Origin of the sequence: Sphingomonas sp. CV7422, from assembly GCF_027945725.1 — a bacterium.
In the GTDB taxonomy this organism is placed as follows: domain Bacteria; phylum Pseudomonadota; class Alphaproteobacteria; order Sphingomonadales; family Sphingomonadaceae; genus Sphingomonas; species Sphingomonas kyungheensis.
Window position 1 is genome coordinate 7,501 of record NZ_CP115900.1, and the last position, 21,030, is coordinate 28,530.

24 protein-coding genes (1 of these 24 only partly in view) are annotated in these 21,030 nt (G+C 69.7%); 7 read left to right on the top strand and 17 right to left on the bottom strand.

Annotated features, from left to right (window positions below; translation table 11 throughout):
- Window positions 1-188: the end of a lipopolysaccharide biosynthesis protein gene (locus PBN85_RS00035; protein ID WP_271299746.1), read on the top strand. The gene continues 1,285 nt to the left of window position 1, outside the view; 188 of the gene's 1,473 nt are visible here — the last part of the coding sequence; the start codon falls outside the window, past its left edge; it ends in the stop codon at window positions 186-188.
- On the opposite strand, the gene PBN85_RS00040 is transcribed toward PBN85_RS00035, so the two are convergent.
- From PBN85_RS00040 to hisS, 5 genes are all read right to left on the bottom strand, one after another.
- Window positions 189-617 (bottom strand): CBS domain-containing protein, encoded by a 429-nt coding sequence (locus PBN85_RS00040; protein WP_037536136.1) that lies wholly within the window; start codon window positions 615-617, stop codon window positions 189-191. It abuts the gene before it with no gap.
- Window positions 618-775: 158 nt separating this feature from the next.
- Window positions 776-1,681 (bottom strand): DUF4167 domain-containing protein, encoded by a 906-nt coding sequence (locus PBN85_RS00045; protein ID WP_037536133.1) that lies wholly within the window; start codon window positions 1,679-1,681, stop codon window positions 776-778.
- Between the two features lie 314 nt (window positions 1,682-1,995).
- Entirely contained in the window at window positions 1,996-2,826 is an 831-nt protein-coding gene (gene prmC, locus PBN85_RS00050; protein ID WP_037536132.1) for a peptide chain release factor N(5)-glutamine methyltransferase, read from the bottom strand.
- A gap of 212 nt (window positions 2,827-3,038) precedes the next feature.
- A complete protein-coding gene (gene prfA / locus PBN85_RS00055) occupies window positions 3,039-4,118 on the bottom strand; it encodes a peptide chain release factor 1 (protein ID WP_271299747.1) in 1,080 nt (359 codons plus the stop codon).
- A 97-nt stretch (window positions 4,119-4,215) separates the two neighbouring features.
- On the bottom strand, window positions 4,216-5,460 hold the full coding sequence (hisS, locus tag PBN85_RS00060; protein ID WP_271299748.1) for a histidine--tRNA ligase: 1,245 nt from the start codon (window positions 5,458-5,460) through the stop codon (window positions 4,216-4,218).
- Window positions 5,461-5,509: 49 nt separating this feature from the next.
- Between hisS and PBN85_RS00065 the strand changes: the two genes are divergently transcribed.
- The 3 genes from PBN85_RS00065 (at window position 5,510) to ppa (ending at window position 8,838) form a co-directional block, all read left to right on the top strand.
- The gene (locus PBN85_RS00065; RefSeq protein WP_037536126.1) at window positions 5,510-6,172 is read left to right on the top strand and encodes a DUF1345 domain-containing protein; all 663 of its coding nucleotides are present in this window, start codon (window positions 5,510-5,512) and stop codon (window positions 6,170-6,172) included.
- Between the two features lie 141 nt (window positions 6,173-6,313).
- Window positions 6,314-8,227 (top strand): M61 family metallopeptidase, encoded by a 1,914-nt coding sequence (locus tag PBN85_RS00070; protein WP_271299749.1) that lies wholly within the window; start codon window positions 6,314-6,316, stop codon window positions 8,225-8,227.
- A gap of 32 nt (window positions 8,228-8,259) precedes the next feature.
- The gene (gene ppa / locus PBN85_RS00075; protein WP_037536123.1) at window positions 8,260-8,838 is read left to right on the top strand and encodes an inorganic diphosphatase; all 579 of its coding nucleotides are present in this window, start codon (window positions 8,260-8,262) and stop codon (window positions 8,836-8,838) included.
- Between the two features lie 18 nt (window positions 8,839-8,856).
- Here ppa and PBN85_RS00080 read toward each other — a convergent pair whose 3' ends face one another.
- Genes PBN85_RS00080 through ispG form a run of 5 tightly spaced genes read right to left on the bottom strand, consistent with a single transcriptional unit; the run spans window position 8,857 to window position 12,001 of the window.
- Complete coding sequence (locus tag PBN85_RS00080; RefSeq protein WP_271299750.1) at window positions 8,857-9,333, bottom strand: GNAT family N-acetyltransferase; 477 nt, start codon at window positions 9,331-9,333, stop codon at window positions 8,857-8,859.
- Entirely contained in the window at window positions 9,330-10,223 is an 894-nt protein-coding gene (locus PBN85_RS00085; RefSeq protein ID WP_271299751.1) for a DMT family transporter, read from the bottom strand. Before PBN85_RS00085 ends, PBN85_RS00080 begins: the two co-directional genes overlap by 4 nt.
- Window positions 10,220-10,600 carry a PIN domain-containing protein gene (locus tag PBN85_RS00090; RefSeq protein WP_271299752.1) on the bottom strand — a complete coding sequence of 127 codons (381 nt, stop codon included), beginning with the start codon at window positions 10,598-10,600 and terminating at the stop codon, window positions 10,220-10,222. Before PBN85_RS00090 ends, PBN85_RS00085 begins: the two co-directional genes overlap by 4 nt.
- Window positions 10,597-10,830 carry an AbrB/MazE/SpoVT family DNA-binding domain-containing protein gene (locus tag PBN85_RS00095; protein WP_271299753.1) on the bottom strand — a complete coding sequence of 78 codons (234 nt, stop codon included), beginning with the start codon at window positions 10,828-10,830 and terminating at the stop codon, window positions 10,597-10,599. Before PBN85_RS00095 ends, PBN85_RS00090 begins: the two co-directional genes overlap by 4 nt.
- Window positions 10,831-10,852: 22 nt before the next feature.
- Entirely contained in the window at window positions 10,853-12,001 is a 1,149-nt protein-coding gene (gene ispG / locus PBN85_RS00100; RefSeq protein WP_271299754.1) for a flavodoxin-dependent (E)-4-hydroxy-3-methylbut-2-enyl-diphosphate synthase, read from the bottom strand.
- Between the two features lie 58 nt (window positions 12,002-12,059).
- On the opposite strand from ispG, the gene PBN85_RS00105 reads away from it, so the two are divergent.
- The 3 genes from PBN85_RS00105 to PBN85_RS00115 all read left to right on the top strand — a co-directional run bounded on the left by PBN85_RS00105 (window position 12,060) and on the right by PBN85_RS00115 (window position 15,127).
- Window positions 12,060-13,223 carry an acyltransferase family protein gene (locus PBN85_RS00105; RefSeq protein ID WP_271299755.1) on the top strand — a complete coding sequence of 388 codons (1,164 nt, stop codon included), beginning with the start codon at window positions 12,060-12,062 and terminating at the stop codon, window positions 13,221-13,223.
- Window positions 13,220-14,149: an isoaspartyl peptidase/L-asparaginase family protein gene (locus tag PBN85_RS00110; RefSeq protein WP_271299756.1), complete on the top strand. Its 930-nt coding sequence runs from the start codon at window positions 13,220-13,222 to the stop codon at window positions 14,147-14,149. Before PBN85_RS00105 ends, PBN85_RS00110 begins: the two co-directional genes overlap by 4 nt.
- A gap of 117 nt (window positions 14,150-14,266) precedes the next feature.
- Window positions 14,267-15,127, top strand: coding sequence for a S1/P1 nuclease (locus PBN85_RS00115; protein WP_271299757.1), 861 nt, complete (start codon window positions 14,267-14,269; stop codon window positions 15,125-15,127).
- Window positions 15,128-15,244: 117 nt separating this feature from the next.
- On the opposite strand, the gene PBN85_RS00120 is transcribed toward PBN85_RS00115, so the two are convergent.
- The 7 genes from PBN85_RS00120 to PBN85_RS00150 form a co-directional block, all read right to left on the bottom strand.
- Window positions 15,245-16,147: an SPFH domain-containing protein gene (locus PBN85_RS00120; RefSeq protein ID WP_271299758.1), complete on the bottom strand. Its 903-nt coding sequence runs from the start codon at window positions 16,145-16,147 to the stop codon at window positions 15,245-15,247.
- Between the two features lie 88 nt (window positions 16,148-16,235).
- A complete protein-coding gene (pal, locus tag PBN85_RS00125) occupies window positions 16,236-16,757 on the bottom strand; it encodes a peptidoglycan-associated lipoprotein Pal (RefSeq protein ID WP_037536112.1) in 522 nt (173 codons plus the stop codon).
- A 36-nt stretch (window positions 16,758-16,793) separates the two neighbouring features.
- Complete coding sequence (tolB, locus tag PBN85_RS00130; RefSeq protein WP_037536106.1) at window positions 16,794-18,185, bottom strand: Tol-Pal system beta propeller repeat protein TolB; 1,392 nt, start codon at window positions 18,183-18,185, stop codon at window positions 16,794-16,796.
- 172 nt (window positions 18,186-18,357) lie between these two features.
- Window positions 18,358-19,380: a cell envelope biogenesis protein TolA gene (locus PBN85_RS00135; RefSeq protein WP_271299759.1), complete on the bottom strand. Its 1,023-nt coding sequence runs from the start codon at window positions 19,378-19,380 to the stop codon at window positions 18,358-18,360.
- The gene (gene tolR / locus PBN85_RS00140) at window positions 19,380-19,820 is read right to left on the bottom strand and encodes a protein TolR (protein ID WP_271299760.1); all 441 of its coding nucleotides are present in this window, start codon (window positions 19,818-19,820) and stop codon (window positions 19,380-19,382) included. Before tolR ends, PBN85_RS00135 begins: the two co-directional genes overlap by 1 nt.
- A 7-nt stretch (window positions 19,821-19,827) precedes the next feature.
- The gene (gene tolQ, locus PBN85_RS00145) at window positions 19,828-20,520 is read right to left on the bottom strand and encodes a protein TolQ (protein ID WP_037536101.1); all 693 of its coding nucleotides are present in this window, start codon (window positions 20,518-20,520) and stop codon (window positions 19,828-19,830) included.
- The gene (locus PBN85_RS00150; RefSeq protein ID WP_037536099.1) at window positions 20,517-20,975 is read right to left on the bottom strand and encodes a YbgC/FadM family acyl-CoA thioesterase; all 459 of its coding nucleotides are present in this window, start codon (window positions 20,973-20,975) and stop codon (window positions 20,517-20,519) included. Before PBN85_RS00150 ends, tolQ begins: the two co-directional genes overlap by 4 nt.
- Window positions 20,976-21,030: the final 55 nt, after the last annotated feature.

Below are 21,030 nucleotides of genomic sequence, written 5' to 3' on the forward strand. Positions count from 1 at the left end.
CCGCGCTGGTGATGGCGGCGGGCGTGCGGCTGGTCGACTCGCTGCTGCCGCCGCTCGCGCCGCCGCTGCGGCTCGCCGCGCTGGTCGCCACCGGGGTCGCGCTCTACGGCAGCGGGATGCTGCTGCTCGCCCGCCCGCTGATCCGCGAGCTGATCGCGCTGCTGCGCAAACAGCCGCTGCCCGGCTGATCAGCCGCGCTGGATATAGTCGCGCATCGCCGCGGCCTCCGCCTCGATCCGGTCGATGCGATGTTTGACGAGGTCGCCAATCGAGACGAAGCCGGCCAGCCGCGCGCCATCGATCACCGGCAGATGGCGGATGCGCCGCCGCGTCATCAGCGACAGCGCGCCGATCACCGGCTCGGATGGCGCGACCTGCTGCACCGGCTTAGTCATCACCTGTGCGAGCGGCGCGTCGAGCGCGGCGACGCCCTGCCTGGCGAGCGAATAGACGACGTCGCGTTCGGAGACGATGCCGACCACCGTGCCGTCGTCGATCACCGGCACCGCGCCGATCCGCCGTTCGGCGAGCAGGCGGACCGCCTGCCCCAGTGTCGCATCGCTGGGCAGCGACACGACCTCGCTGCCCTTGTCACGCAGGATCGCCGCGATCGTCATCCATCCTCTCCTCGCTTCCCGACTCCGTCCGATGCGGAGTCGGTGACACGGCAGGAGATCATGTTTGCAGCGACTTGGCAAAGCCGCCGGCACGCCGTCACGAAAAAGGCCGGCTCCTGGCGGAACCGGCCCTTCGACATGACGCGATCGACGGCGGATCACTCCGCGGCGGGTGCATCCACGGCGGGAGCACGAACGCGGCGGCGACGCGGCTTGGGCGCCTCCTCCCCGTCGTTGGCCGCAGCGATGTTGAGCGACGGCGGCAGCCGGTCGGCATCGACACCGTTGCTCTCCGCAACGGGCGCCGCCTCGGCGGGAGCGGCGGTCGCCTCCGCCTCGGGCTGCGCGTCGCGGCGCGGGCGGCCGCGGCGCGGGCGCGGCGCGAGCACCGGCGAATCGGCTTCCAGCACCGCTTCGGTGCGCTGCTGGAGATCCTCGCCCTCGGCGAGCGGATCGGCGCGGCGCTGGCCGGCGACCTCGACCGGCGTCTCGCTCTCGAAGCGTGGGCGGCGGGTGCGATCCTCGCGCTGCGGACGATCGTCGCGCGCGGCGCGTTCCTCGCGCTGCGGCTGGGCGCGCTCGTCGCGATTGCCACGGTCTTCCCACTGGCGCGGCTGGCGCTCGCCGCGGGCCTCGCGCTGGCCCTGGTCGTTCCGTCCCTGATCGCGCTGGTTCTGTTCGCGCTGGCCCTGCTCGCCGTCCTGATCGCCGGCGCGGATCGGTTCGCCCTCGTCGCCGTAATCGTCGTCGTCGTTGAGGTCGAAGGGCTGCTGCCGCTTGGGCTGATTGTCCTCGAACCGGCCGCGCTGATCGGCGATCACGCGGAAATAATGATCGGCGAACTGGAGGTAATATTCGGTGTTGACCCGATCGCCCTGCCGCTGCGCCTCGCCGGCGAGATTCTTGTATTTCTCGAACAACTGGTTCGCGTTGCCGCGCGCGCGGCTGTCGATACGGTTGCCGTTGTCGGGCCGGCCCTGGCCGCCCTGGCGGGGGCCGTTATTGCCACCATTGTTACCGCCACGACCGCGACGGCGGCCGTTCTGCTGCCGATTGTTGATCAAGCTACTGTCCCATGATCAGAGTTAAATGGTCCCTGGACAACCAATCCGGTCGATCGCGGCCTGTCCGCATCGACCAGCCCGACCCGGCACATGCCGGTCGAACCAAGCGCCCTTCCGGGTCGCCGCGCGCCAAAGCAACGCTCGAGCCTGCCACGGCCACCGCGACGGTGGCGTCATGACGAAGGATGCGGGGTCAGCGCCTGACGGTGCGGCCAAAGCGAATGGCGAAAGCTGCTGCAACGTGCCCCGGCCCGACCAATAGCTGGCGCAAGGCCGCTCCGACAAGCGAAATATGCGGACGATGCGTGCCGATTTCAAGCTGCGGCGTCCTGCTCGACCAGCAGGCAGCGGTCGCGCCCGCCGAGATCGCGGTGCAATGTCGCCGTCAGCCCCGCCGCGGCGAACAGCGCGGCCACCGCCGCCGCCTGGCGATGACCAATCTCGACCGCGGCGCAGCCTCTCGCCGCGATCAGTCGCGGCAGCTGGCGGGCGAGGATCCGATAGTCGTCGAGCCCGTCGGCGCCGGCGAACAGCGCCGCCGCCGGTTCGTGTGCGCGCACCTCGTCGGGGAGCGGCTCGTCGCTGCCGATATAGGGCGGGTTGGCGAGGACGAGGTCGAACGCCGCATCGACCGCCGCCGCCCAGTCGCCGCGCACGAAGCCGGCGCGCGACGCGAGGCCGAGCCGCGCCGCATTGGCGCGCGCATAATCGAGCGCGACCGGCGAACGGTCGATCCCCAGCCCGCGCGCCTGCGGCCATTCGTCGAGCGCGGCGAGCAGCAGCGTTCCCGGCCCGGTCCCGAGATCGAGGATGGTGCGCGGCGTCGCGCCCCGCGCCAAAGCGGCAGTGAGCAGCGTCTCGCTGTCGGGGCGCGGCACCAGCACGCCGGGGCCGACCGCCAGCTCGATCGTCCAGAAGCCGCGCCGCCCGGTGATATAGGCGACCGGCTCGTGCGCCGCACGCCGTTCGACCAGCGCCGCGAAGCCGGGCGGCACGACGCGCGCCGGATCGAGCAGCAGCTGCGTCCGCTCGGTCCCCAAGGCATGCGCCATCAGCAGCTCGGCATCGAGCCGTGCGGTCGGCGAGGCGAAGCGCGCCGCGGCGGCGGCGAGCGTCGCGTGCATCGTGCGGGCGAGGTCGGTCATGCGGGTGTCACCTGCGGCCCCTTCCCTGACCTTGTCTGTGACTTGGCCACCTTAGTTCGTCATCCCGGCGCAGGCCGGGATCCATGGACACGGTAACGACGTGAGACGCGCACCATCGGCCGCCCGTAACCATGTATCCCGGCCTTCGCCGGGATGACGAATCGAGGGTCGTGTCGAACGTGGAATACCACACCGCGCGCGCCGAACGCCCCTCACCCGTCGAGCGACGCGAGCCGTTCCGCCTCGTCCTGCGCGATCAGCGCGCCGATCAGCTCGTCCATCTCGCCTTCGAGGATCTCGGGCAGGCGATGCAGCGTCAGGTTGATGCGGTGGTCGGTCACCCGCCCCTGCGGGAAATTATAGGTGCGGATCCGCTCCGACCGGTCGCCCGATCCCACCATCGCCCGCCGCGTGCCCGAGCGTTCGGTGGCGAGCCGCTCGCGCTCCGCCTCATAGAGCCGGGTCCGCAGCACCTTGAGCGCCTTGGCCTTGTTCTTGTGCTGCGACTTCTCGTCCTGCTGGATGACGACGAGCCCGGTCGGCAGGTGGGTGATGCGCACCGCGCTGTCGGTGGTGTTGACCGACTGGCCGCCCGGCCCCGACGAACGATAGACGTCGATGCGCAGATCCTTCGCCTCGTCGATCCGCACGTCGACATCCTCCGCCTCGGGCAGCACCGCGACCGTCGCGGCGGAGGTGTGGATGCGCCCGCCCGCCTCGGTCGCGGGCACGCGCTGGACGCGGTGGACGCCCGCCTCGAACTTCAGCTTGGCGAACACGCCGGTACCGGTGACCGAGGCGACCACCTCCTTGAACCCGCCCGCATCCGATGACGAGCCGCTGATCAGCTCGACGCGCCAGCCCTGCGTCTCGGCATAACGCTGGTACATGCGGAACAGGTCGCCGGCGAACAGCGCCGCCTCGTCACCGCCGGTGCCGGCGCGGATTTCGAGCATCGCCGCGCGCGCATCGGCGGCGTCGCGGGGCAGCAGCGCGAGCGCGAGCCGGCGGTCGGCAGCGTCGAGCGCGGTGCGATTGTCGCGCAGCTCCTCGGCGGCCATCAGCCGCAATTCCTCGTCGCCGGTATCCTCCGCCATATAGGCGAGGCTGTCGGCCTCCTGCCGCAGCCGCCGCACCTCGCCCGCCGCGATCGCGACGGGTTCGAGCTCGGCATATTCCTTCGACACCGCGACGAAGCGGTCGGAGGGCAGATCGCCCGTTGCCATCAGCGCCTGCAATTCGTCGCGCCGCGCCTCGATCTGCGCGATCCGCTCGGGGGAGATGGTGGTCATCGACCCATCCTCCGGGCGGTGGAGCGTGTGCGGAAGCCCCCCACCGTCAGCGCGCCGCGCTGCCACCTCCCCGTGCCGGGGAGGAAGTGCCCCGCGGTCATCGCAGCGCCTCGGCGAGATCGGCGAAGGCCACCTGTCGCTGCTCGCCGCTCGCCAGCGTCTTGAGCTGCGCGACGCCCGCCGCCAGCTCGTCGTCGCCGAGGATGATCGCGGTGCGGGCGCCGAGCGCGTCCGCCTTGGCGAGCCGCTGCTTCATCTTGCCCTTATAGGCCATGTCGACCGCGACGCCGGCGCGGCGCAGCTCGGCGACGAGGCCCGTCGCCCGCGCTTCCGCCGCCGCGCCCATCGGCACGACCACCGCGTCGATTGAGGCTGCCGCCGGCTCCGCGAGCAGCATCGCCAGCCGCTCGACGCCCGCCGCCCAGCCGACGCCCGCGGTCGGCGCGCCGCCGAGGCTCTCGACCAGCCCGTCATAGCGGCCGCCGGCCAGCACCGTCCCCTGTGCGCCGAGCCGGTCGGTGACGAACTCGAAGGCGGTGTGGCGGTAATAATCGAGCCCGCGCACCAGCCGCGGATTGCGCGTCCACGCCACCCCGGCCGCATCGAGCCCGGCGGTGACCGCGTCGAAGAAGGCACGCGCCTCGGCCGTCAGAAAGGCATCGATGTCGGGCGCGGCATCGGCGATCGGCCGGTCACGCGGGTCCTTGGAATCGAGGATGCGCATCGGGTTCTTGTCGAGCCGGACGAGGCTGTCCTCGGACAGCGCGCCGCGATGCGCCTCGAAATGCGCGACGAGGCCCGCCCGCCACGCCTCGCGCGTCTCGGCATCGCCCAAGGTGTTGAGCTGCAGCGTCACACCATCGGCGATCCCGAGCGTGCGCAGCAGCTGGTCCGCCATCACCAGCAATTCGACGTCCGCCGCCGGCTCGGCCGCGCCGAGCACCTCGGCATCGATCTGGTGGAACTGACGATAGCGCCCCTTCTGCGGGCGTTCGTAGCGGAACACCGCGCCGCTCGTCGTGATCTTGAGCGGCGCATATTGCTGCCAGCCCTCGGTCAGGAAGGCGCGCGCGATCCCCGCGGTGAATTCGGGCCGCAGCGTCAGCGAATCGCCGCCACGATCGGGGAAGGTGTACATCTCCTTCGACACGACATCGGTGGTCTCGCCGATCGAGCGCGCGAACACCTCGGTCGCCTCGAACACCGGCAGGTCGACGCGGCCGAAGCAATACAGGCGCCGCACGCGCTCGAAGGTGTCGAGCACCTGCGCGAAGCGGCGTTGTTCGTCGCCGAAGATGTCCTGGGTCCCGCGCACCCGGCGCGGCGTTTCGATACGGGCCATATGCGGGCGCTATCTAGGCGAGCCCGCTGCCAAGCGCTAGCACCCGCGCATGAGCCATCCGCAACGTTTCGGGGGAATCGGCAGCCGCATCGCGCCGCCGCGATTCGCGCTGTTCGCCGTGGTCTTCGCGATCGGCCTGGCGGTGCTGATCCCGCGGCTGGGCGCGGGGCGCGGCGCGATGGCGTCGTTCGATACCGCCGCAATCGTCTTCCTGCTGTCCGTCTCGACGCTGTTCGGCCATGGCGAGGCGGCGCGGATGCGGCAGACGGCGCGCGACAATGACGCCAACCGCGCGCTGCTGCTGGCGATCACCGCGGCGACGATGGTGGTGATCCTGGTCGCGGTGGCAGGCGAGCTGAAGGGCCGCAACGATGCCTTTGCGATCGCGCTCGTCATCACCACGCTCGTGCTCGCCTGGCTGTTCTCCAACATGGTCTATGCGCTGCATTACGCGCATCTCTTCTACCTCGCCGATGGCGAGGATGCGGCGGCGGACGCCGGCGGACTCGAATTCCCGTCGTGCAAGGAACCCAATTACTGGGACTTCCTCTATTTCAGCGCGACGCTGGGCATGACCTTCCAGACCTCCGACGTGTCGATCACCTCGCGCCGCATCCGCCGCGTCGTGCTCGGCCATTGCCTCGCCGCCTTCGTCTTCAACCTGGGCGTGCTGGCGTTCACGATCAACGTGCTGGGCGGCGGCGGCAATTAGGCCGCCGACCGGGGCGTGACGGGGGATCCCGCCGGCGCTTCGCCACCCGCCGGTCCTCGCCGCACCGTCATCGGCAAAGGACTGGACGGGTGACCTTTTGGGCGCTTACACTTTCGCCATTCCTTCAGCTGAAAGCGCTCCATGATCCGCACGTCCGCCGTCGTCTTCCTGCTCTCCGCCGCCGCGCCCGCCTCCGCCCAGGTGCCCGCCGGCAACAGCGCGCCGCAGCCGGCGCCGTTCGTCGATACGATCCCCGCCCCGCGCGACGTCCCCTATCCCGGCACGCTCAAGGTCGCGGTCGATGCCACGGATACCGATCGCGGCATCTTCCGGGTCAAGGAGACGATCCCCGTCGCGCAGGCCGGCGCGATGGCCCTGCTCTTCCCCAAGTGGCTGCCGGGCGCGCATTCGCCGCGCGGCGAGATCGAGAAGCTCGCCGGACTGGTGATCCGCGGCAACGGCCGCATCCTGCCGTGGACGCGCGATCCGGTCGACGTCTTCGCCTTCCACATCGACGTGCCTGCCGCGGTGAAGACGCTGGACGTCGAATTCCAGTTCCTGTCGGCGACCAAGCCCGATCAGGGCCGCATCGCGGTGACCCCCAACCTCATCAGCATGCAGCCCAATTCGGTCAGCCTCTATCCGGCGGGCTATTTCACCCGGCAGATCCCGGTGCAGATGACGGTGACCTATCCGACCGGCTGGACCGCGGCGAGCGCGCTGCCGTCCAAGGCGGCGGGATCGACTTACACCTACGACAAGACCAATTACGAGATCCTGGTCGATTCGCCGATGCTCGCCGGCCGCTACGGCAAGACCTGGCCGCTCAGCCCGCGCGTCAACCTCAACGTCTTCGCCGATTCGCCAGACCTGCTCGCCGCCAAGCCCGAGCAGATCGACGCGCACAAGCGGCTGGTCGATCAGGCGGTGAAGACCTTCGGCGCCCAGCATTACGACCATTATGACTTCCTGCTTTCGCTGTCCGACCAATTGGGCGGCATCGGCCTCGAACATCATCGCAGCTCGGAAAACGGCTCGCGGCCGACCTATTTCACCGAATGGGACAGCAACGTCGCCGCGCGCAACCTGCTGCCGCATGAATTCACCCACAGCTGGGACGGCAAGTTCCGCCGCGGCGCCGACCTGTGGACGCCCGATTACCGCACGCCGATGCGCGGATCCTTGCTGTGGGTCTATGAGGGGCAGACGCAATTCTGGGGCTATGTGCTGCAGGCACGCTCGGGCCTGGTCAGCAAGCAGGATACGCTCGATGCCTATGCGGGCATCGCCGGCAATTACGACCTCGCCCCGGCGCGGCGCTGGCGCGACCTCGTCGACACCACCAACGATCCGGTGATCTCCGCGCGCAAGCCGAAGGGCTGGACGAGCTGGCAACGGTCGGAGGATTATTACAACGAAGGCCTGCTGGTCTGGATGGAGGTCGACGCGATGCTCCGCCAGCAGTCGGGCGGCACCAAGTCGATCGACGATTTCGCCCGCGCCTTCTTCGGCGTGCGCGACGGCGACTGGGGCGAGCTGACCTATCGCTTCGAGGATGTCGCCGCGACGCTCAACGCGATCCAGCCTTATGACTGGGCCGGCTTCCTCACCAAGCGGCTGACCGAGACCGGCCAGCGGGCACCGGTCGACGGTTTCGCGATGAACGGCTATACGCTCGTCTATGGTCCCGAGCCGACCAAATACTTCACCAATGCGGAAAAGAGCGGGACGATCAACGTCACCTATTCGGTCGGCCTGTCGATCGCCAAGGATGGCGAGGTCGCGCAGGTGATCTGGGATTCGCCCGCATTCAAGGCGGGGCTCGACGTCGGTACGGTAATCGCCGCGGTCAATGGCAATGCGTATAGCGGCGACGCGATGAAGGCGGCGATCGTCACTGCGCAAACGTCCAAGGATCCGATCCGTTTATTGCTCAAGAATGGGCCACGTTATCGTGAAGTTGCCATCGACTATCATGGTGGCCCGCGGTATCCGCACCTGCAGAAGACCGGCACCGGCGAAACCGGTCTCGACAAGCTTCTGATGCCGCGGTGAACCGCGGCCGACACGACTGACAAGGGAACTCCATGCGTATCGATCTGATTCCGGTCGGCAAGAACCCGCCCGACGACCTCAACGTCATCATCGAGGTGCCGACCGGCGGTGAGCCGGTGAAGTATGAATTCGACAAGGCGAGCGGCGCGCTGTTCGTCGACCGTATTTTGCACACGCCGATGCGCTACCCGGCCAATTACGGTTTCGTGCCGCATACGCTGTCGCCGGACGGCGATCCGCTCGACGCGCTGGTGATCGCACGCTCGCCCTTCATCCCCGGCTGCGTCGTCCGCGCCCGGCCGATCGCGGTGCTCAACCTCGAGGACGAGGCCGGCGGCGACGAGAAGCTGGTCTGCGTCCCCGTCGATCAGGTCTTCCCATATTATTCGAACGTCGGCGGCCGCGCCGACGTGCCGGAGATCGTGTTCGAGCAGATCGAACACTTCTTCACGCACTACAAGGACCTCGAGAAGAAGAAGTGGGTGCGCGTCGGCACCTGGGGCGATCGCGACGAGGCCCGCCGCATCACGCTCGAGGCGATCGAACGCTATGACGCCGCCAAGGCGCAGGGCGAAGAGCCGCACAATCACGAAGTGCCGGGCCGCGAATAAGCCCGGGCAGGCGCCGGTTCAGCCGGCGCCTGCGGCCAGCCGGGTCAGCGCCGCGCCGCTGACCCGCTGCACCGTCCATTCGTCCATGCCGATCGCGCCCATGCGGCGATAGAAAGCGATCGCGTCGCCGTTCCAGTCGAGCACCGACCATTCGAAGCGCGTGCAGCCGCGCGCCACCGCCAGCCCCGCGACATGGCGGAGCAGCGCGCCGCCCACCCCGCGCCCGCGCGCCTCCGGCGTGACGTAGAGATCCTCCAGATAGATGCCACGCCGACCGGTCCAGGTCGAGAAATTGTGGAAGAACAGCGCAAAGCCCTGCGCCACGCCGTCCGCCTCGGCGATCACCGCCTCCGCCGCCGGGCGCTCGCCGAACAGCGCCTCCGCCAGCAACTCCTCGGTCGCCACCACGGCATCGGGTTCGCGCTCGAACGCGGCCAGTTCGCGGACGAAGCGCAGGAGGGTGGCGACATCGTCGCGGGTGGCGGCGCGGATCATAAGGCAGCTTCCGTTTGCGGGGCGGACGCCGGGCGGCGCACCGCGTAGAGACAGCCGGCGATGATGAACAGCGCACCGCCGACGGTATAGGGCGACACGCGCTCGCCGAAGACGAGCCAGCCGAACAGCGCCGACCAGATGAAGGCGGTATATTCGGTCGTCGCCAGGCTCTGCGCCTCGGCCCGCGCATAGGCCCAGGCGAGCGCCACCGCGGACACCGAGCCGAGTGCGGCGGCGAGCAGCACCGCCGGCAGCTGCCCCGGCTGCGGCAGGGTGCCGAACCACGGCGCGGCGAGCAGCATCCAGCCGCTCAGCACCAGGCTGGTGAACAGCGCCACCTCGATCGGATCGGCCGCCTGCGCCTGCTGGCGGAGCAGCACGAGGCTGACCGCATAGATCAGCGAGGCGGCGAGGATCGCGATGCTGCCCGCCACCACCGCGTCGGAGGCATGCGCCTGCACCTGTCCCGCCGCGATGATCAGCACGCCGAGACTGGCGACGAGCGACCCGGCGATCGCCGTGCGCCGGATCCGCTCGCCCAGCGCCAGCCCGGCGAGGAACAGCGCGATCAGCGGCGCCAGAAAGGTCAGCGCGACGCCCTGCGCCATCGGCACGCGGGCGAGCCCCCAGAAGAACAGCAGCACCGATGCGCCCCCGGTGCTCCCCCGCAGGACGTGCAGCCGCAGCGCGCGCCGCCCCGGCCAGCGCGTCCGCCGCGCGACGAACACCGGCGCGAGCAATGCCACCCCGACCAGCGACCGCCACAGCACAGCGGCATAGGCCCCGCTCGCGATCGACAGCCCCTTCATCACAGTGTCCATCGCCGAATAGACGGCGATCCCCGTCGCGGCGACGGCGAAGGCGGCATGGGTGGCAGCGGCGGGCTTCATCGGATCAGGCGGATGTCGAGGTCGAGACCGAGCGTGAGCCAGGCCCGATCGGCGGTCAGCACCGGAAGATTGCTGCGCATGGCGAGCGCGAGACAGGCGCGATCACCAAACGACAGGCCGCGACGACGCGTCAGCAGTCGCAAATCACCGACGATCCGCGCAAGCTCACCGTCAAAAGGATCAATGCTGAGCGGCAAGGCTGCCAGAAAGGCGTCGACATCGGCGCCCGCGCCGCCCCGTTCGAGGACTTTCGAATAGACCTCCCCCAGATTGACCGCCGAGAAATGGAAGGTTTGCCCTGGCCGGAGAAGCACCTCGCCGCCGACTTCGCCCAACAGGCCCGCCAACAGCACCGACGTGTCGACGACCTGGATCATTCTCCCCAGTCGGCGCGACGCTCGGCCAGGAACTGGTCAACGCTATAATCACGCATGGCTTCGCGCAGGCGATGGATCGCGTCCTGTCGTTCGTCTTCACGCCGCACAAACAATGTGCTGCCCGTCCGATCGACGCTGACCCGATCGCCCGGCGCCAGCCCAAGCTCCCGTGTCAGCTCGCTGGGAAGCGGCAGGCTGCCATCGGCAGCGAGTTGGGCGTGGTAGGTCATTGTGGGACCGTTGCCATATTTCTCACGCCGCGGTGACCGCCGGCACCGGCTGCGCCGCCGCCGCCGCCTCCGCCTCCGCCGCATCGATCTCGGCTGCCTTGGCCTCGACCAGCCGGACGATATGGTCGATCATCCCCTCGTCCTGGACGTGATGATCGGTGACGCCGGACAGATAGACCATATGCTTGCCGTTGCCGCCGCCGGTGATGCCGATGTCGGTCTCGCGCGCCTCGCCGGGGCCGTTGACGACGCAGCCGAGCACCGACAGGCTCATCGGCGTGCGGATATGCTGCAGCCGTTCCTCCAGCGCCTGGACGGTGCGGATCACGTCGAAGCCCTGGCGCGCGCACGACGGGCAGGAGACGACGCGCACGCCGCGGTTGCGGATGCCGAGCGCCTTGAGGATCTCGAAACCGACGCGCACCTCGTCCTCGGGCTCGGCGGAGAGCGAGACGCGGATCGTGTCGCCGATCCCGTACCAGAGCAGGCTGCCGATGCCGATCGACGACTTGACCGTGCCGCCGACGAAGCCCCCCGCCTCGGTGATGCCGAGGTGCAGCGGGCAATCCACCGCCTCGGCGAGCTGCTGATAGGCGGCGACCGCGAGGAACAGGTCGGACGCCTTCACCGCGACCTTATATTCGTGGAAGTCGTGGTCCTGGAGCAGCTTGATATGATCAAGCGCCGATTCGACCAAAGCATCCGGGCACGGCTCGCCATATTTTTCGAGCAGGTCCTTCTCGAGGCTACCGCCGTTGACGCCGATGCGGATCGAACAGCCGTTCGCCTTGGCGGCGCGCACCACCTCGGCGACGCGCTCCGACGAGCCGATGTTGCCCGGATTGATCCGCAGGCAGGCCGCGCCGGCATCCGCCGCTTCCAGCGCGCGCTTGTAGTGGAAATGGATGTCGGCGACGATCGGCACGCGTGATCCGCGGACGATCTGCTTGAGCGCCGCGGTCGATTCGACGTCGGGGCAGGAGACGCGGATGATGTCGACGCCCGCCTCCTCGCAGCGGCGGATCTGATCGATCGTCGCGCGGATGTCGGGGGTGGGCGTGTTGGTCATCGTCTGCACGGTGACCGGCGCGTCGCCGCCGACGGGAACGGTGCCGACCATGATCTGGCGGCTCGGACGGCGGATGATATCGCGCCACGGACGTAAGGACATGGGGGATATATACAGCGTTCGGGTTGCGGTTCAAAGACGCTGGTGTAGGCGTCCCCCGGTGACGACGCCGCGCGCCCCGATCCCTCGCCACTATGGCCTAGACTGGCTGCGCGTCGCCGCCTTCGCGATCCTGATCGTCTATCATGTCGGCATGGTGTTCGTGCCCTGGGGGTTCCACGCCAAGAGCGCGCATGGCGCCGCCTGGGCGGTGCTGCCGATGCTCGCGGTCAATGCGTGGCGGCTCAGCCTGTTGTTCGTCGTCTCCGGCTATGCCTCGCGCGCGCTGCTCGGCCGTGCCGCCGGTCCCGGCCGCTTCCTGCGCCAGCGCAGCCTGCGCCTGCTCGTCCCCCTCGCCTTCGGCATCGCCGTCATCGTCCCGCCGCAACCCTGGGTCGAGCTGGTGACGCAGCATGGCTATGCCGGCGGCTTCCTTACCTTCTGGACGCACGATTACTTCCGGTTCGCGCCGCTCGGCGGGATCGTGCTGCCCGCGGTCAACCATCTGTGGTTCGTCCTCTACCTGTGGCTCTACACCGTCGTCCTCGTACTGCTCGTCATGCTGGTGCGCTGGCGCGGCGCCCAGCGGGCATTCGATACGATCTTCGGCGGGCCGGGACTGCTGGTGCTGCCGATCGCTTGGCTGGTGTGCATCCACGGCTGGTGGTTCCCGATGGGCTATGAGACGCAGAACCCGTTCGACGATGCGATGGCGCATTGCCTCTATCTCCCCGCCTTCCTGTTCGGCTTCGCGCTGGCGGGGTCGGCGCCGGTGATCGCCGCCTGCGTGCGGTGGCGGTGGCCGGCGGCGGCGCTGGCGCTCGCCGGCTATGGCGTCATCCTCGCCATCGAGCTCGGCCAGAGCACGATCGCGCCGCGCTGGCTCTATCCCGTCTATGGCGCCGCGCATGCGGTGCAGCAATGGGGGGCGATCGTCGCGCTGCTCGGCTTTGCGGAGCGGCACTGGAACCGCGATTCGCGGCTGCGCCCGACGCTGACCGAAGCCGTCTTCCCCTTCTATCTCGTCCATCAGACGATCCTCGTCGTCGTCGCCTATTGGCTGATCCCGGCGGGCCTGCCGGGCGGCGTCGAATTCCTGTTGCTCGTCGCGGCGACGATCCTCGGCTGCTTCGCCTTCTACCGGATCGGCCGGCGGATCGCGTGGCTGCGCCCGCTGATCGGCCTGCGCCCGTTGCCCCACCCCAAGCCCGAGGTTGCCCCATGACCGCCACGCCAGACTGGTCGCTCGTCCTCCACGGCGGCGCCGGATCGATCGAGCGCCACCGGCTCACCGCCGCGCAGGACGAGGGCGTCCGCGCCGCGCTCGGCCTCGCGCTCGATGCCGGCGGCGCGATCCTCGCCGACGGCGGCAGCGCGCTCGACGCGGTCGAGGCGGCGGTGCGCGTGCTGGAGGAGGACCCGCATTTCAACGCCGGCCGCGGCGCCGCCTTCAGCCGCGACGGGACGATCGAGCTCGACGCGGCGATCATGGACGGGCGCAGCCGGGCCGCCGGCGCGGTCGCCGGCCTGACCGCGACGCGCTCGCCGGTCGGCCTCGCCCGCCGGGTGATGGAGGCGAGCCCGCATGTGCTGCTGAGCGGCGCGGGGGCCGAAGCCTTCGCCCGCGAACAGGGGATCGCCGCGGTCGACCCCGGCTGGTTCGCCACCGACGAACGCCGTCGCCAGCTCGACGAACTGCTCGCGCGCAACGCCGACGCCTTCGACGTCGACATGAAATACGGCACGGTCGGCGCGGTGGCACGCGACCGCGCCGGCAGTCTCGCCGCGGCGACCTCGACCGGCGGCGTCACCGGCAAGCGCTGGGGCCGGATCGGCGATTCGCCGCTGATCGGCGCGGGCACCTATGCCGACGACCGATCGGTCGCGGTGTCGTGCACCGGATCGGGCGAATATTTCATCCGCATCGGCGTCGGCCATGAGATCGGCGCGCGCGTCCGCCTGTCGGGCGAGTCGCCGCAGGCCGCCGCCGATGCGGTGATGGCGGAGGTGCGCGCGCTCGGCGGCACCGGCGGCGTCATCGTCACCGCCCCCGGCGGCGAGGTGGTGTGGAGCTTCACCACCCCCGGCATGTACCGCGCCCGCGCCACCGCCGCGGGGCTGCGCGAGGTGGCGGTCTACGGCGACGAGTGACGCGGCTTGCCGCCTGTGCGCGGTCCCTCCCGCCGGCCTTCAGTGCCCCTGCCCACCCGCATCGCGTTGAGATAAGGCGCTTCTAGCCGTCGCGATCCGCCGCTATGGGCTACGCCCATGAAAATGCTCCGCTTTGTCGCCGCCGTGCTGCCGGCGCTGGGTTTCGCCGCGCCGGCGTCCGCCTATTGGGAATTCGGGCACCAGACGGTGGCGCGGATCGCTTATGCCAATGTCACGCCGCGCACGCAGGCGGCGATCCGCACGCTGCTGGCCGAGACGCCGCTGCTCGACACGCCCGAATGTCCGGCGACGACGATCGAGGGGGCGAGCACCTGGGCCGATTGCGTCAAGCCGCTCAAGGGGCCGGACGGCAAGTCGCGCTTCGGCTATGCCTATAACTGGCACTTTCAGGACGTGAACATCTGCCAGCCGTTCACGCTCGAAGAGGCGTGCAAGGACGGCAATTGCGTCTCCGCGCAGATCACCCGCGACGTCGCGATCCTCAAGGATCGCCGCGCCCCCGCCAAGGCGCGCGCGCAGGCGCTCGTCTTCCTGATCCACTTCGTCGGCGATCTCCACCAGCCGCTCCACGCCGGCGAGAAGGGCGACAAGGGCGGCAACGACGTCGCCGCCGTCTATGGCGGCTATGGCCCGCGGCGCTTCAACCTCCATTCGATCTGGGACGGCACGCTCGCCGAGCGCGCGATCACCAGCGGTCCGTCGCTGGTGCGCCGCTACCCGGCGGCGGAGCGGCGCCGCATCGCCGCCGGGACCGTCACCGACTGGAGCCGCGAATCGTGGCAGGTCGCGCATGACGTCGTCTATGCGAGCGCGCTGCACGGCGACCCCTGCGCGCCCTCGCCTGCCAAGGTGTCGCTCGACGAGGCGACGATCGAGAAGATCGTCCCCGTCGCGCGGCTGGAGGTGGAGCGCGGCGGCCTGCGGCTGGCCAAGCTGCTCGATCAGGCGCTCGGCTGAGGCTGTCGCGCGGCGGCGCGGAGGGGGACGCGCGTGCGGCAGGCGCGGTCCGCCGCACGATTCGTCGCGGCTGACAAACCACAGCGCCTTGAGCGACGCTACTGGGCGAACCCGAATCTAGGCCATCGCCCCCGCGCTGATCACCGGCTGCGTATCCTGCTCGCTGCACAGCACCACCAGCAGGTTGGAGACCAACGCCGCGCGCCGGTCGTCGTCGAAGGTGATGATGTTCTTGTCGGCGAGCTGCTTCACCGCCAGCTCGACCATCCCGACCGCGCCGTCAACCAGCGCGGTGCGCGCCGCGATCACCGCCTGCGCCTGCTGCCGGCGCAGCATCGCACCGGCGATCTCCTGGGCATAGGCAAGGTGGGTGAAGCCGCATTCGTCGACGGTGATCCCCGCCACTGCCAGCCGTGCGATCAGCTCGTCGCGCAGCGCGGCGCTGACCTGCGCATGGCCGGCGCGCAGCGTCACCTCATGCGGATCGTGATCGTCATAGGGATAGCGCGAGCCGATCGTTCGGACCGCCGCCTCGATCTGCACCTGCGTGAAGTCGCGGAGATAATCGACGTCGAACAGCGCCTGCGCGGTATCGGTGACGCGCCACACCACCTGCGCGGCGATCTCGATCGGGTTGCCGCGCAGGTCGTTGACCTTGATTTTCTCGGACAGGACGCTGTTGGCGCGGAGCGAGATCTTGCGGGCGGTCGCCCAGGGCAGCGTCCAGCGCAGGCCGGTGACGCGATCGGTGCCGTGATAGCGGCCGAACACGATGATCGCCGCGGCATGATTGGGCTGCAACATGTAGAAGCCCTTGGCGATGAAGATCACCCCGGCGACCGCCGCGATGAGAACGACATCGCCGATCACCGACCCGGCCGCCACCTGTGGCATAGCGACGATGCCGATCACCGCCAGCGCCGCGACGAGCGCGAGCATCGTGTAACCACCGGTCGCACCGGCCCGACGCTCCTTCGAGCGCGTCAATTCCTGTTCCATCGCCGCCCCCGCGCTGCCCATCCTTCCTTATAGCGGCGGCGCAGGGGGCGAGGGCATCACGCCGGCAGATCGGGCGGGTCCGTCGAACCCGCCCCCACCGGTATGCGCGTCAGTTGAGCACCACCGTCACCGAGCGGCGGTTCTGCGCCCAGCTCGCCTCGTCCGACCCCAGCGCCACCGGGCGCTCCTTGCCGTAGCTGATCGTCGTCAGCCGCGACGGGTCGATGCCCCTGGCGACCAGATAGTTCTTCGCGGCATTGGCGCGGCGGTCACCCAGCGCGAGATTGTATTCGCGCGTGCCACGTTCGTCGGCATGGCCCTCGATCGTCGCCCGCACCTGCGGATAGCGCTGCAGCCACGTCGCCTGACTGTCGAGGATCGCGCGCGCCTCGCTGTCGATGTCGCTCTGGTCGAGGCCGAACAGGATCGTGTTCGAGCTGACCGAACGGCGGAAGTCGGCATCCGAACCCGGGACGATCGCGCCGTCGGCATTACCGCTGGTGGCGGGCGGCGGCGTCATGCCGGCATTCTGGTCGACCGGCGGCGGCGGCAGCTGCTTGGGCTTGTGCGCGCAGGCGCCGAGCGAGGCGAGCGCCGCAGCGGTCAGCAGGGTGTGGGTCAGTCTGGCCATCGTCGTATCTCCCGTGGATGATGAACGTATCGCGGATCAGGGGCGCAGCGGCCCCCAGGCAGGGTCCGACCCGTCGAGCGGCGTCGGGATCTTGCGTTCGACCTGTCCGGTCAGATCGACCATCCACAGATCGGCGCGCCCGCCGCTGCCCTGGCCGGTGCGATAGAAGGTGATGACGCGGCCGTTGGGCGACCAGCTCGGCCCCTCGTCCTGCCCGCCGGTGAGGATCTTCTCGCCCCCGCCGGACGGCGACATCGTGCCGATACGGAAGGCGCCGCCCAATTTGGTGAAGGCGATCAGGTCGCCGCGCGGGCTCCATACCGGCGTCGCATAGCGGCCGCCGCCGAAGCTGATCCGCTGCTGGCCCGATCCGTCGGCGTTCATCACATAGATCTGCTGCCCGCCCGACCGGTCGCTCTCGAAGACGATGCGCGATCCGTCGGGCGAATAGCTACCGCCGGTGTCGATCCCCGGCGAGGTGGTGAGCCGCTGCGGCGTGCCGCCCTGCGCCGAGACGCGGTAGATGTCGGTATTGCCGCCCTGCGCCATCGAGAAGAGGATCCAGCGCCCGTCCGGCGAGAAGCGCGGCGCGAAGGTCAGCGCGGCATTCTGCACCACCCGCCGCGGCCGCCCCGAGCCAAGATCGTAGACGTAGATCGACGGCCGGTCGTTCTCGTAGCTCATATAGACGATCGACTGCTGGTTCGGCGCGAAGCGCGGCGTCAGCACGATCGACTGGCCGTTGGTGAGGAAACGGTGGTTGGCGCCGTCCTGGTCCATGATCGCCAGCCGCTTGATGCGCTTGCCCTTCGGCCCCGTCTCGCTGACGTAGACGACGCGGCTGTCGAAATAGGGGCCCTCGCCGGTCAGCCGCGCATAGACCATGTCGGCGCATTTGTGCCCGGCGCGGCGCCAGTCGGAGGGCGAGACGACGAAGCCCGAGCGGGTCAGCTCGATCTTCGACGACACGTCATACAGGTAGCAGCCGATCGTCAGATTGCCGTCGCCGGTGGCACGGACGAAGCCCTGCACCAGCGCCTGCGCCCCGGTGCCGCCCCAGTAATCGAACGCCGGCGCATTGACCTCCTGGAAGCCGACGGGCCGCAACTGCCCTGCGCCGAGCGGCGAGAACAGGCCGGAGTTCTTGAGATCGTTGGCGATGATCTCCGCCATCTGCCGGCCAAGCGCGTCGGTCGATCCGGCGGGGGTCGAGACGATCTGCGCGGTCGGCATCGCCGGGATCGCGATCGGCAGCGGAGCCGAGACGCCGCCGGTGACCGAGACCTCGAGCGGCGCCGCCTCCTGCCCCGCCGCGGTCGCCGGCTGCTGCGGCGCGGGGGCTGGCGCAGGCGCGGGTGCCGATGCGGTCTGGGCGAGCGCCGGCACGGCGGCGGTGACGGAAAGCGCGATGAGCAACGACCGGATCATGACCTCAAACCCTTTTCGCACCTGATTGTCCCGTGGAGACGCATACCGTCCCCCTTAGCCCGTTCGCCCTGACCCTGTCGAAGGGCAGTGGGTCGCATGCGCCCGCCTCGGATCGCGCCGGCGGCTTCGACAGGCTCAGCCCGCCCGGTGGACGCGGACGCCTGCGCCCCCGTCATTGCAGCTTCCACTGGAAGTTGATGTTGTTCCAGCCGCCCGACGGCGTCGAATAATATTCCGCCGGCAGCTTGAGAGGCGCACAGCCCTTGAACGCGGCGATGCCGAGATCGACGACGCGCTGCTTGTAGCGCTCATTCTCATCGGTGACGCCCGACTGGCGGACCATGCGCGGCGTCGCGGCGAGCGTGCCGTCCTCGTTGAGCCGCAGGTTGAGCGTCGTCACGATCTCGTTCGCGCCCGGCCCCGGATTGACCTGGCGATCGGCGCACGGCTGGATCTGGCGCGCGATCGCCTGGACGATCGAGGCCATGGCGCGGCCGTCGATCTTGGCGGCGCGCGGCGCGGTCGATTTGCTCGGCGACGGATCGCTGCTCAGCCCGGCGAGGAAATCGTCGCCGAGTCGCGAACCGCGCGGCCTGGCGGCCTTGGACGATTCACTGCTGCCCGATCCCTTGGCGGCGGCGGGCTTGGCCGGCTTGGCGGCGCTGCTCGACGGCTTGGCGGCGGACTTGGCCGGCGCGGCGGGTGCCGCCTTGGCGGGCTTGGCCGGCGCAGGCTTGGCCGCCGGCTTGGCGGGCGCCTCGGCCGGCCGCGGCTTGGGCTTGGCCGGCACCGGTTTGGGGGCGGGCGCCGGCTTGGGCGCAGGCTTGGGCGGCGCCGGTTTGGCCGGAGCGGGTTTGGCGGGCGCCGGCTTGGGCGGCGTCGGCTTGGGCGGTGCCGGCTCGGGCTGCGGCGCGGGCGGTGCGGGTTCCGGCTCGGGCGCCGGTTTCTCGGCGGGAGCGGGCGGCGCGGCATCCTCGGGCGCGCCGGTGTCGGGCGCGGCCGATTGCGCCGGCGGCGTCACCGCCTGCGGCGCGCTCGCCTCGAGCGCGACGTCGGGGACGAGGCTCACCTCCATCGGCGTCTGCTGGAGCTTTTCCGGATTGGGCGTGGCGAGGAAGCCGACCGACAGCAGGCCGAAGAGCACGACGTGCCCGACGACCGCTATCCCCAGCCCGATCCGCTCCGCCCGATCCATCAGCGCGCGCTTCCGCCTTCGACGGTGAGCAGCGAGACGCGGTTGAGCCCAGCGCGGTTGAGTTCGCCCATCACCCGCATCACCCGCCCGTAATCGAGCGCGCGGTCGGCGCGCAGGAACACCTGCGGCGGCTGTCCGCCCGCCTGCACCGCGGCGATCTGTTCGAGCCGCTGCGGCAGCGCCGTCTCGCCGATCTCCTCGTCGTCGAGGTACAGCTTGCCCGCTGCGTCGAGCGACAATTGCACCGGCTTCTGGTCCTGGTCGAGCGCCTTGGCGCGGCTGTCGGGCAGATTGACCGGCACGCCCGCGGTGAGCAGCGGCGCGGTGACCATGAAGATGATCAGCAGCACCAGCATCACGTCGACCAGCGGCGTGACGTTGATGTCCGCCACCGGCGCGCGTCGGCCGCGACCGCGGTTGGAGGGCAGGTTCATGCTCATCGCCGGCTTACCGCCCCGAATCGAGCTGACGCGACAGCGTCGTGTGGAAACCGTCGGCGAAGCGATTAAGCGCCGCCTCGATCCGGTTCACACCATGGCTGAAGCGATTGTAGGCGATCACCGCGGGGATCGCCGCGAACAGGCCGATCGCGGTCGCGAACAGCGCCTCGGCAATCCCCGGCGCGACCACCGCGAGCGAGGAATTCTGCGCCTGGGCGATGCCGGTGAAGCTGCGCATGATCCCCCAGACGGTGCCGAACAGCCCGACGAACGGCGCGACCGAGCCGATCGTCGCGAGGATGTTGAGCCGGTCGGAGATGGTGTCGATCTCCAGCGCCGCCGCCGCGCCCATCGCGGTGGCGAGCCGCTCGCGCGTGCCGCTCTTGTCGATCGCGCCGCCCGCGGTCGAACGGCGCCATTCCTTCACCCCGGCGACGAAGACCCGCGCCGAGGGCAGATCCTTGTCCGCCTCCGCCTTGTAGAAGGCGTCGATATCCTCGGCCTTCCAGAAGTCGCGCTCGAACCCCGTCATGCCCTTGCGGATGCGGCCGAGCCGCCGCCAGAAGGCGATGATCAGCGCCCAGGTCCAGATGCTGGCGAACAGCAGCCCCGCCATCACGACCTTCACCACCAGATCGGCCTGGAGGAAGAGCGCGACGGGCGACAGCGTCGCCGCATCCATGTTGAACACCGGATTCATGAGTTGGTCCCCTGCCAGATCAGGCGTTGGTAGATATCCGTCCAGGCGGCCGGCTGACGCGTCGGCCGCCCCGACGGCGCGACCAGCGCCACCGTGACCTCGGCCTCCGCCAGCACATGCGAACCGCGCCTGACTGTGTGATGAATGACGGTGCTGGCCGCGCGCACCCGCATCACCCGGCTGACGACGATCAGGGCATCGTCGAGTCGCGCCGGCGCGCGATAGCGGATGGCGAGATCGGCGACCGCATAGGCGCCGCCGCCTGATTCGTGCGTCGCGCGCTGGTCGATCCCGGCGAGCCGCAGCATGTCGGAGCGAGCACGCTCCATGTAGCGCAGATAATTGGCATGATAGACGACGCCCGACAGATCGGTGTCCTCGAAATAGACGCGCACGGCGAACCGGTGCTCGCGCCCCGCGAACCGTCCTGCCTGCGGCTGGTCCTCGTCCGTCATCGCGGCCGGCGTTAACCGAACCTTGCCGCCGGGGAAACCCTATTGACGGATGTAA

Excerpts from the sequence above, each read along its gene's own strand:
- PBN85_RS00070 (WP_271299749.1), top strand. The coding sequence starts at position 6,314 with ATGATCCGCACGTCCGCCGTCGTCTTCCTGCTCTCCGCCGCCGCGCCC.
- tolQ (WP_037536101.1), bottom strand. The coding sequence starts at position 20,520 with ATGAATCCGGTGTTCAACATGGATGCGGCGACGCTGTCGCCCGTCGCG.
- PBN85_RS00080 (WP_271299750.1), bottom strand. The coding sequence starts at position 9,333 with ATGATCCGCGCCGCCACCCGCGACGATGTCGCCACCCTCCTGCGCTTC.
- pal (WP_037536112.1), bottom strand. The coding sequence starts at position 16,757 with ATGGCCAGACTGACCCACACCCTGCTGACCGCTGCGGCGCTCGCCTCG.
- PBN85_RS00065 (WP_037536126.1), top strand. The coding sequence starts at position 5,510 with ATGAGCCATCCGCAACGTTTCGGGGGAATCGGCAGCCGCATCGCGCCG.
- PBN85_RS00150 (WP_037536099.1), bottom strand. The coding sequence starts at position 20,975 with ATGACGGACGAGGACCAGCCGCAGGCAGGACGGTTCGCGGGGCGCGAG.
- PBN85_RS00090 (WP_271299752.1), bottom strand. The coding sequence starts at position 10,600 with ATGATCCAGGTCGTCGACACGTCGGTGCTGTTGGCGGGCCTGTTGGGC.
- tolB (WP_037536106.1), bottom strand. The coding sequence starts at position 18,185 with ATGATCCGGTCGTTGCTCATCGCGCTTTCCGTCACCGCCGCCGTGCCG.
- prfA (WP_271299747.1), bottom strand. The coding sequence starts at position 4,118 with ATGACCACCATCTCCCCCGAGCGGATCGCGCAGATCGAGGCGCGGCGC.
- ispG (WP_271299754.1), bottom strand. The coding sequence starts at position 12,001 with ATGTCCTTACGTCCGTGGCGCGATATCATCCGCCGTCCGAGCCGCCAG.
- tolR (WP_271299760.1), bottom strand. The coding sequence starts at position 19,820 with ATGAGCATGAACCTGCCCTCCAACCGCGGTCGCGGCCGACGCGCGCCG.
- prmC (WP_037536132.1), bottom strand. The coding sequence starts at position 2,826 with ATGACCGACCTCGCCCGCACGATGCACGCGACGCTCGCCGCCGCCGCG.
- PBN85_RS00135 (WP_271299759.1), bottom strand. The coding sequence starts at position 19,380 with ATGGATCGGGCGGAGCGGATCGGGCTGGGGATAGCGGTCGTCGGGCAC.
- PBN85_RS00115 (WP_271299757.1), top strand. The coding sequence starts at position 14,267 with ATGAAAATGCTCCGCTTTGTCGCCGCCGTGCTGCCGGCGCTGGGTTTC.
- PBN85_RS00110 (WP_271299756.1), top strand. The coding sequence starts at position 13,220 with ATGACCGCCACGCCAGACTGGTCGCTCGTCCTCCACGGCGGCGCCGGA.
- PBN85_RS00040 (WP_037536136.1), bottom strand. The coding sequence starts at position 617 with ATGACGATCGCGGCGATCCTGCGTGACAAGGGCAGCGAGGTCGTGTCG.
- PBN85_RS00085 (WP_271299751.1), bottom strand. The coding sequence starts at position 10,223 with ATGAAGCCCGCCGCTGCCACCCATGCCGCCTTCGCCGTCGCCGCGACG.
- PBN85_RS00095 (WP_271299753.1), bottom strand. The coding sequence starts at position 10,830 with ATGACCTACCACGCCCAACTCGCTGCCGATGGCAGCCTGCCGCTTCCC.
- ppa (WP_037536123.1), top strand. The coding sequence starts at position 8,260 with ATGCGTATCGATCTGATTCCGGTCGGCAAGAACCCGCCCGACGACCTC.
- PBN85_RS00120 (WP_271299758.1), bottom strand. The coding sequence starts at position 16,147 with ATGGGCAGCGCGGGGGCGGCGATGGAACAGGAATTGACGCGCTCGAAG.
- hisS (WP_271299748.1), bottom strand. The coding sequence starts at position 5,460 with ATGGCCCGTATCGAAACGCCGCGCCGGGTGCGCGGGACCCAGGACATC.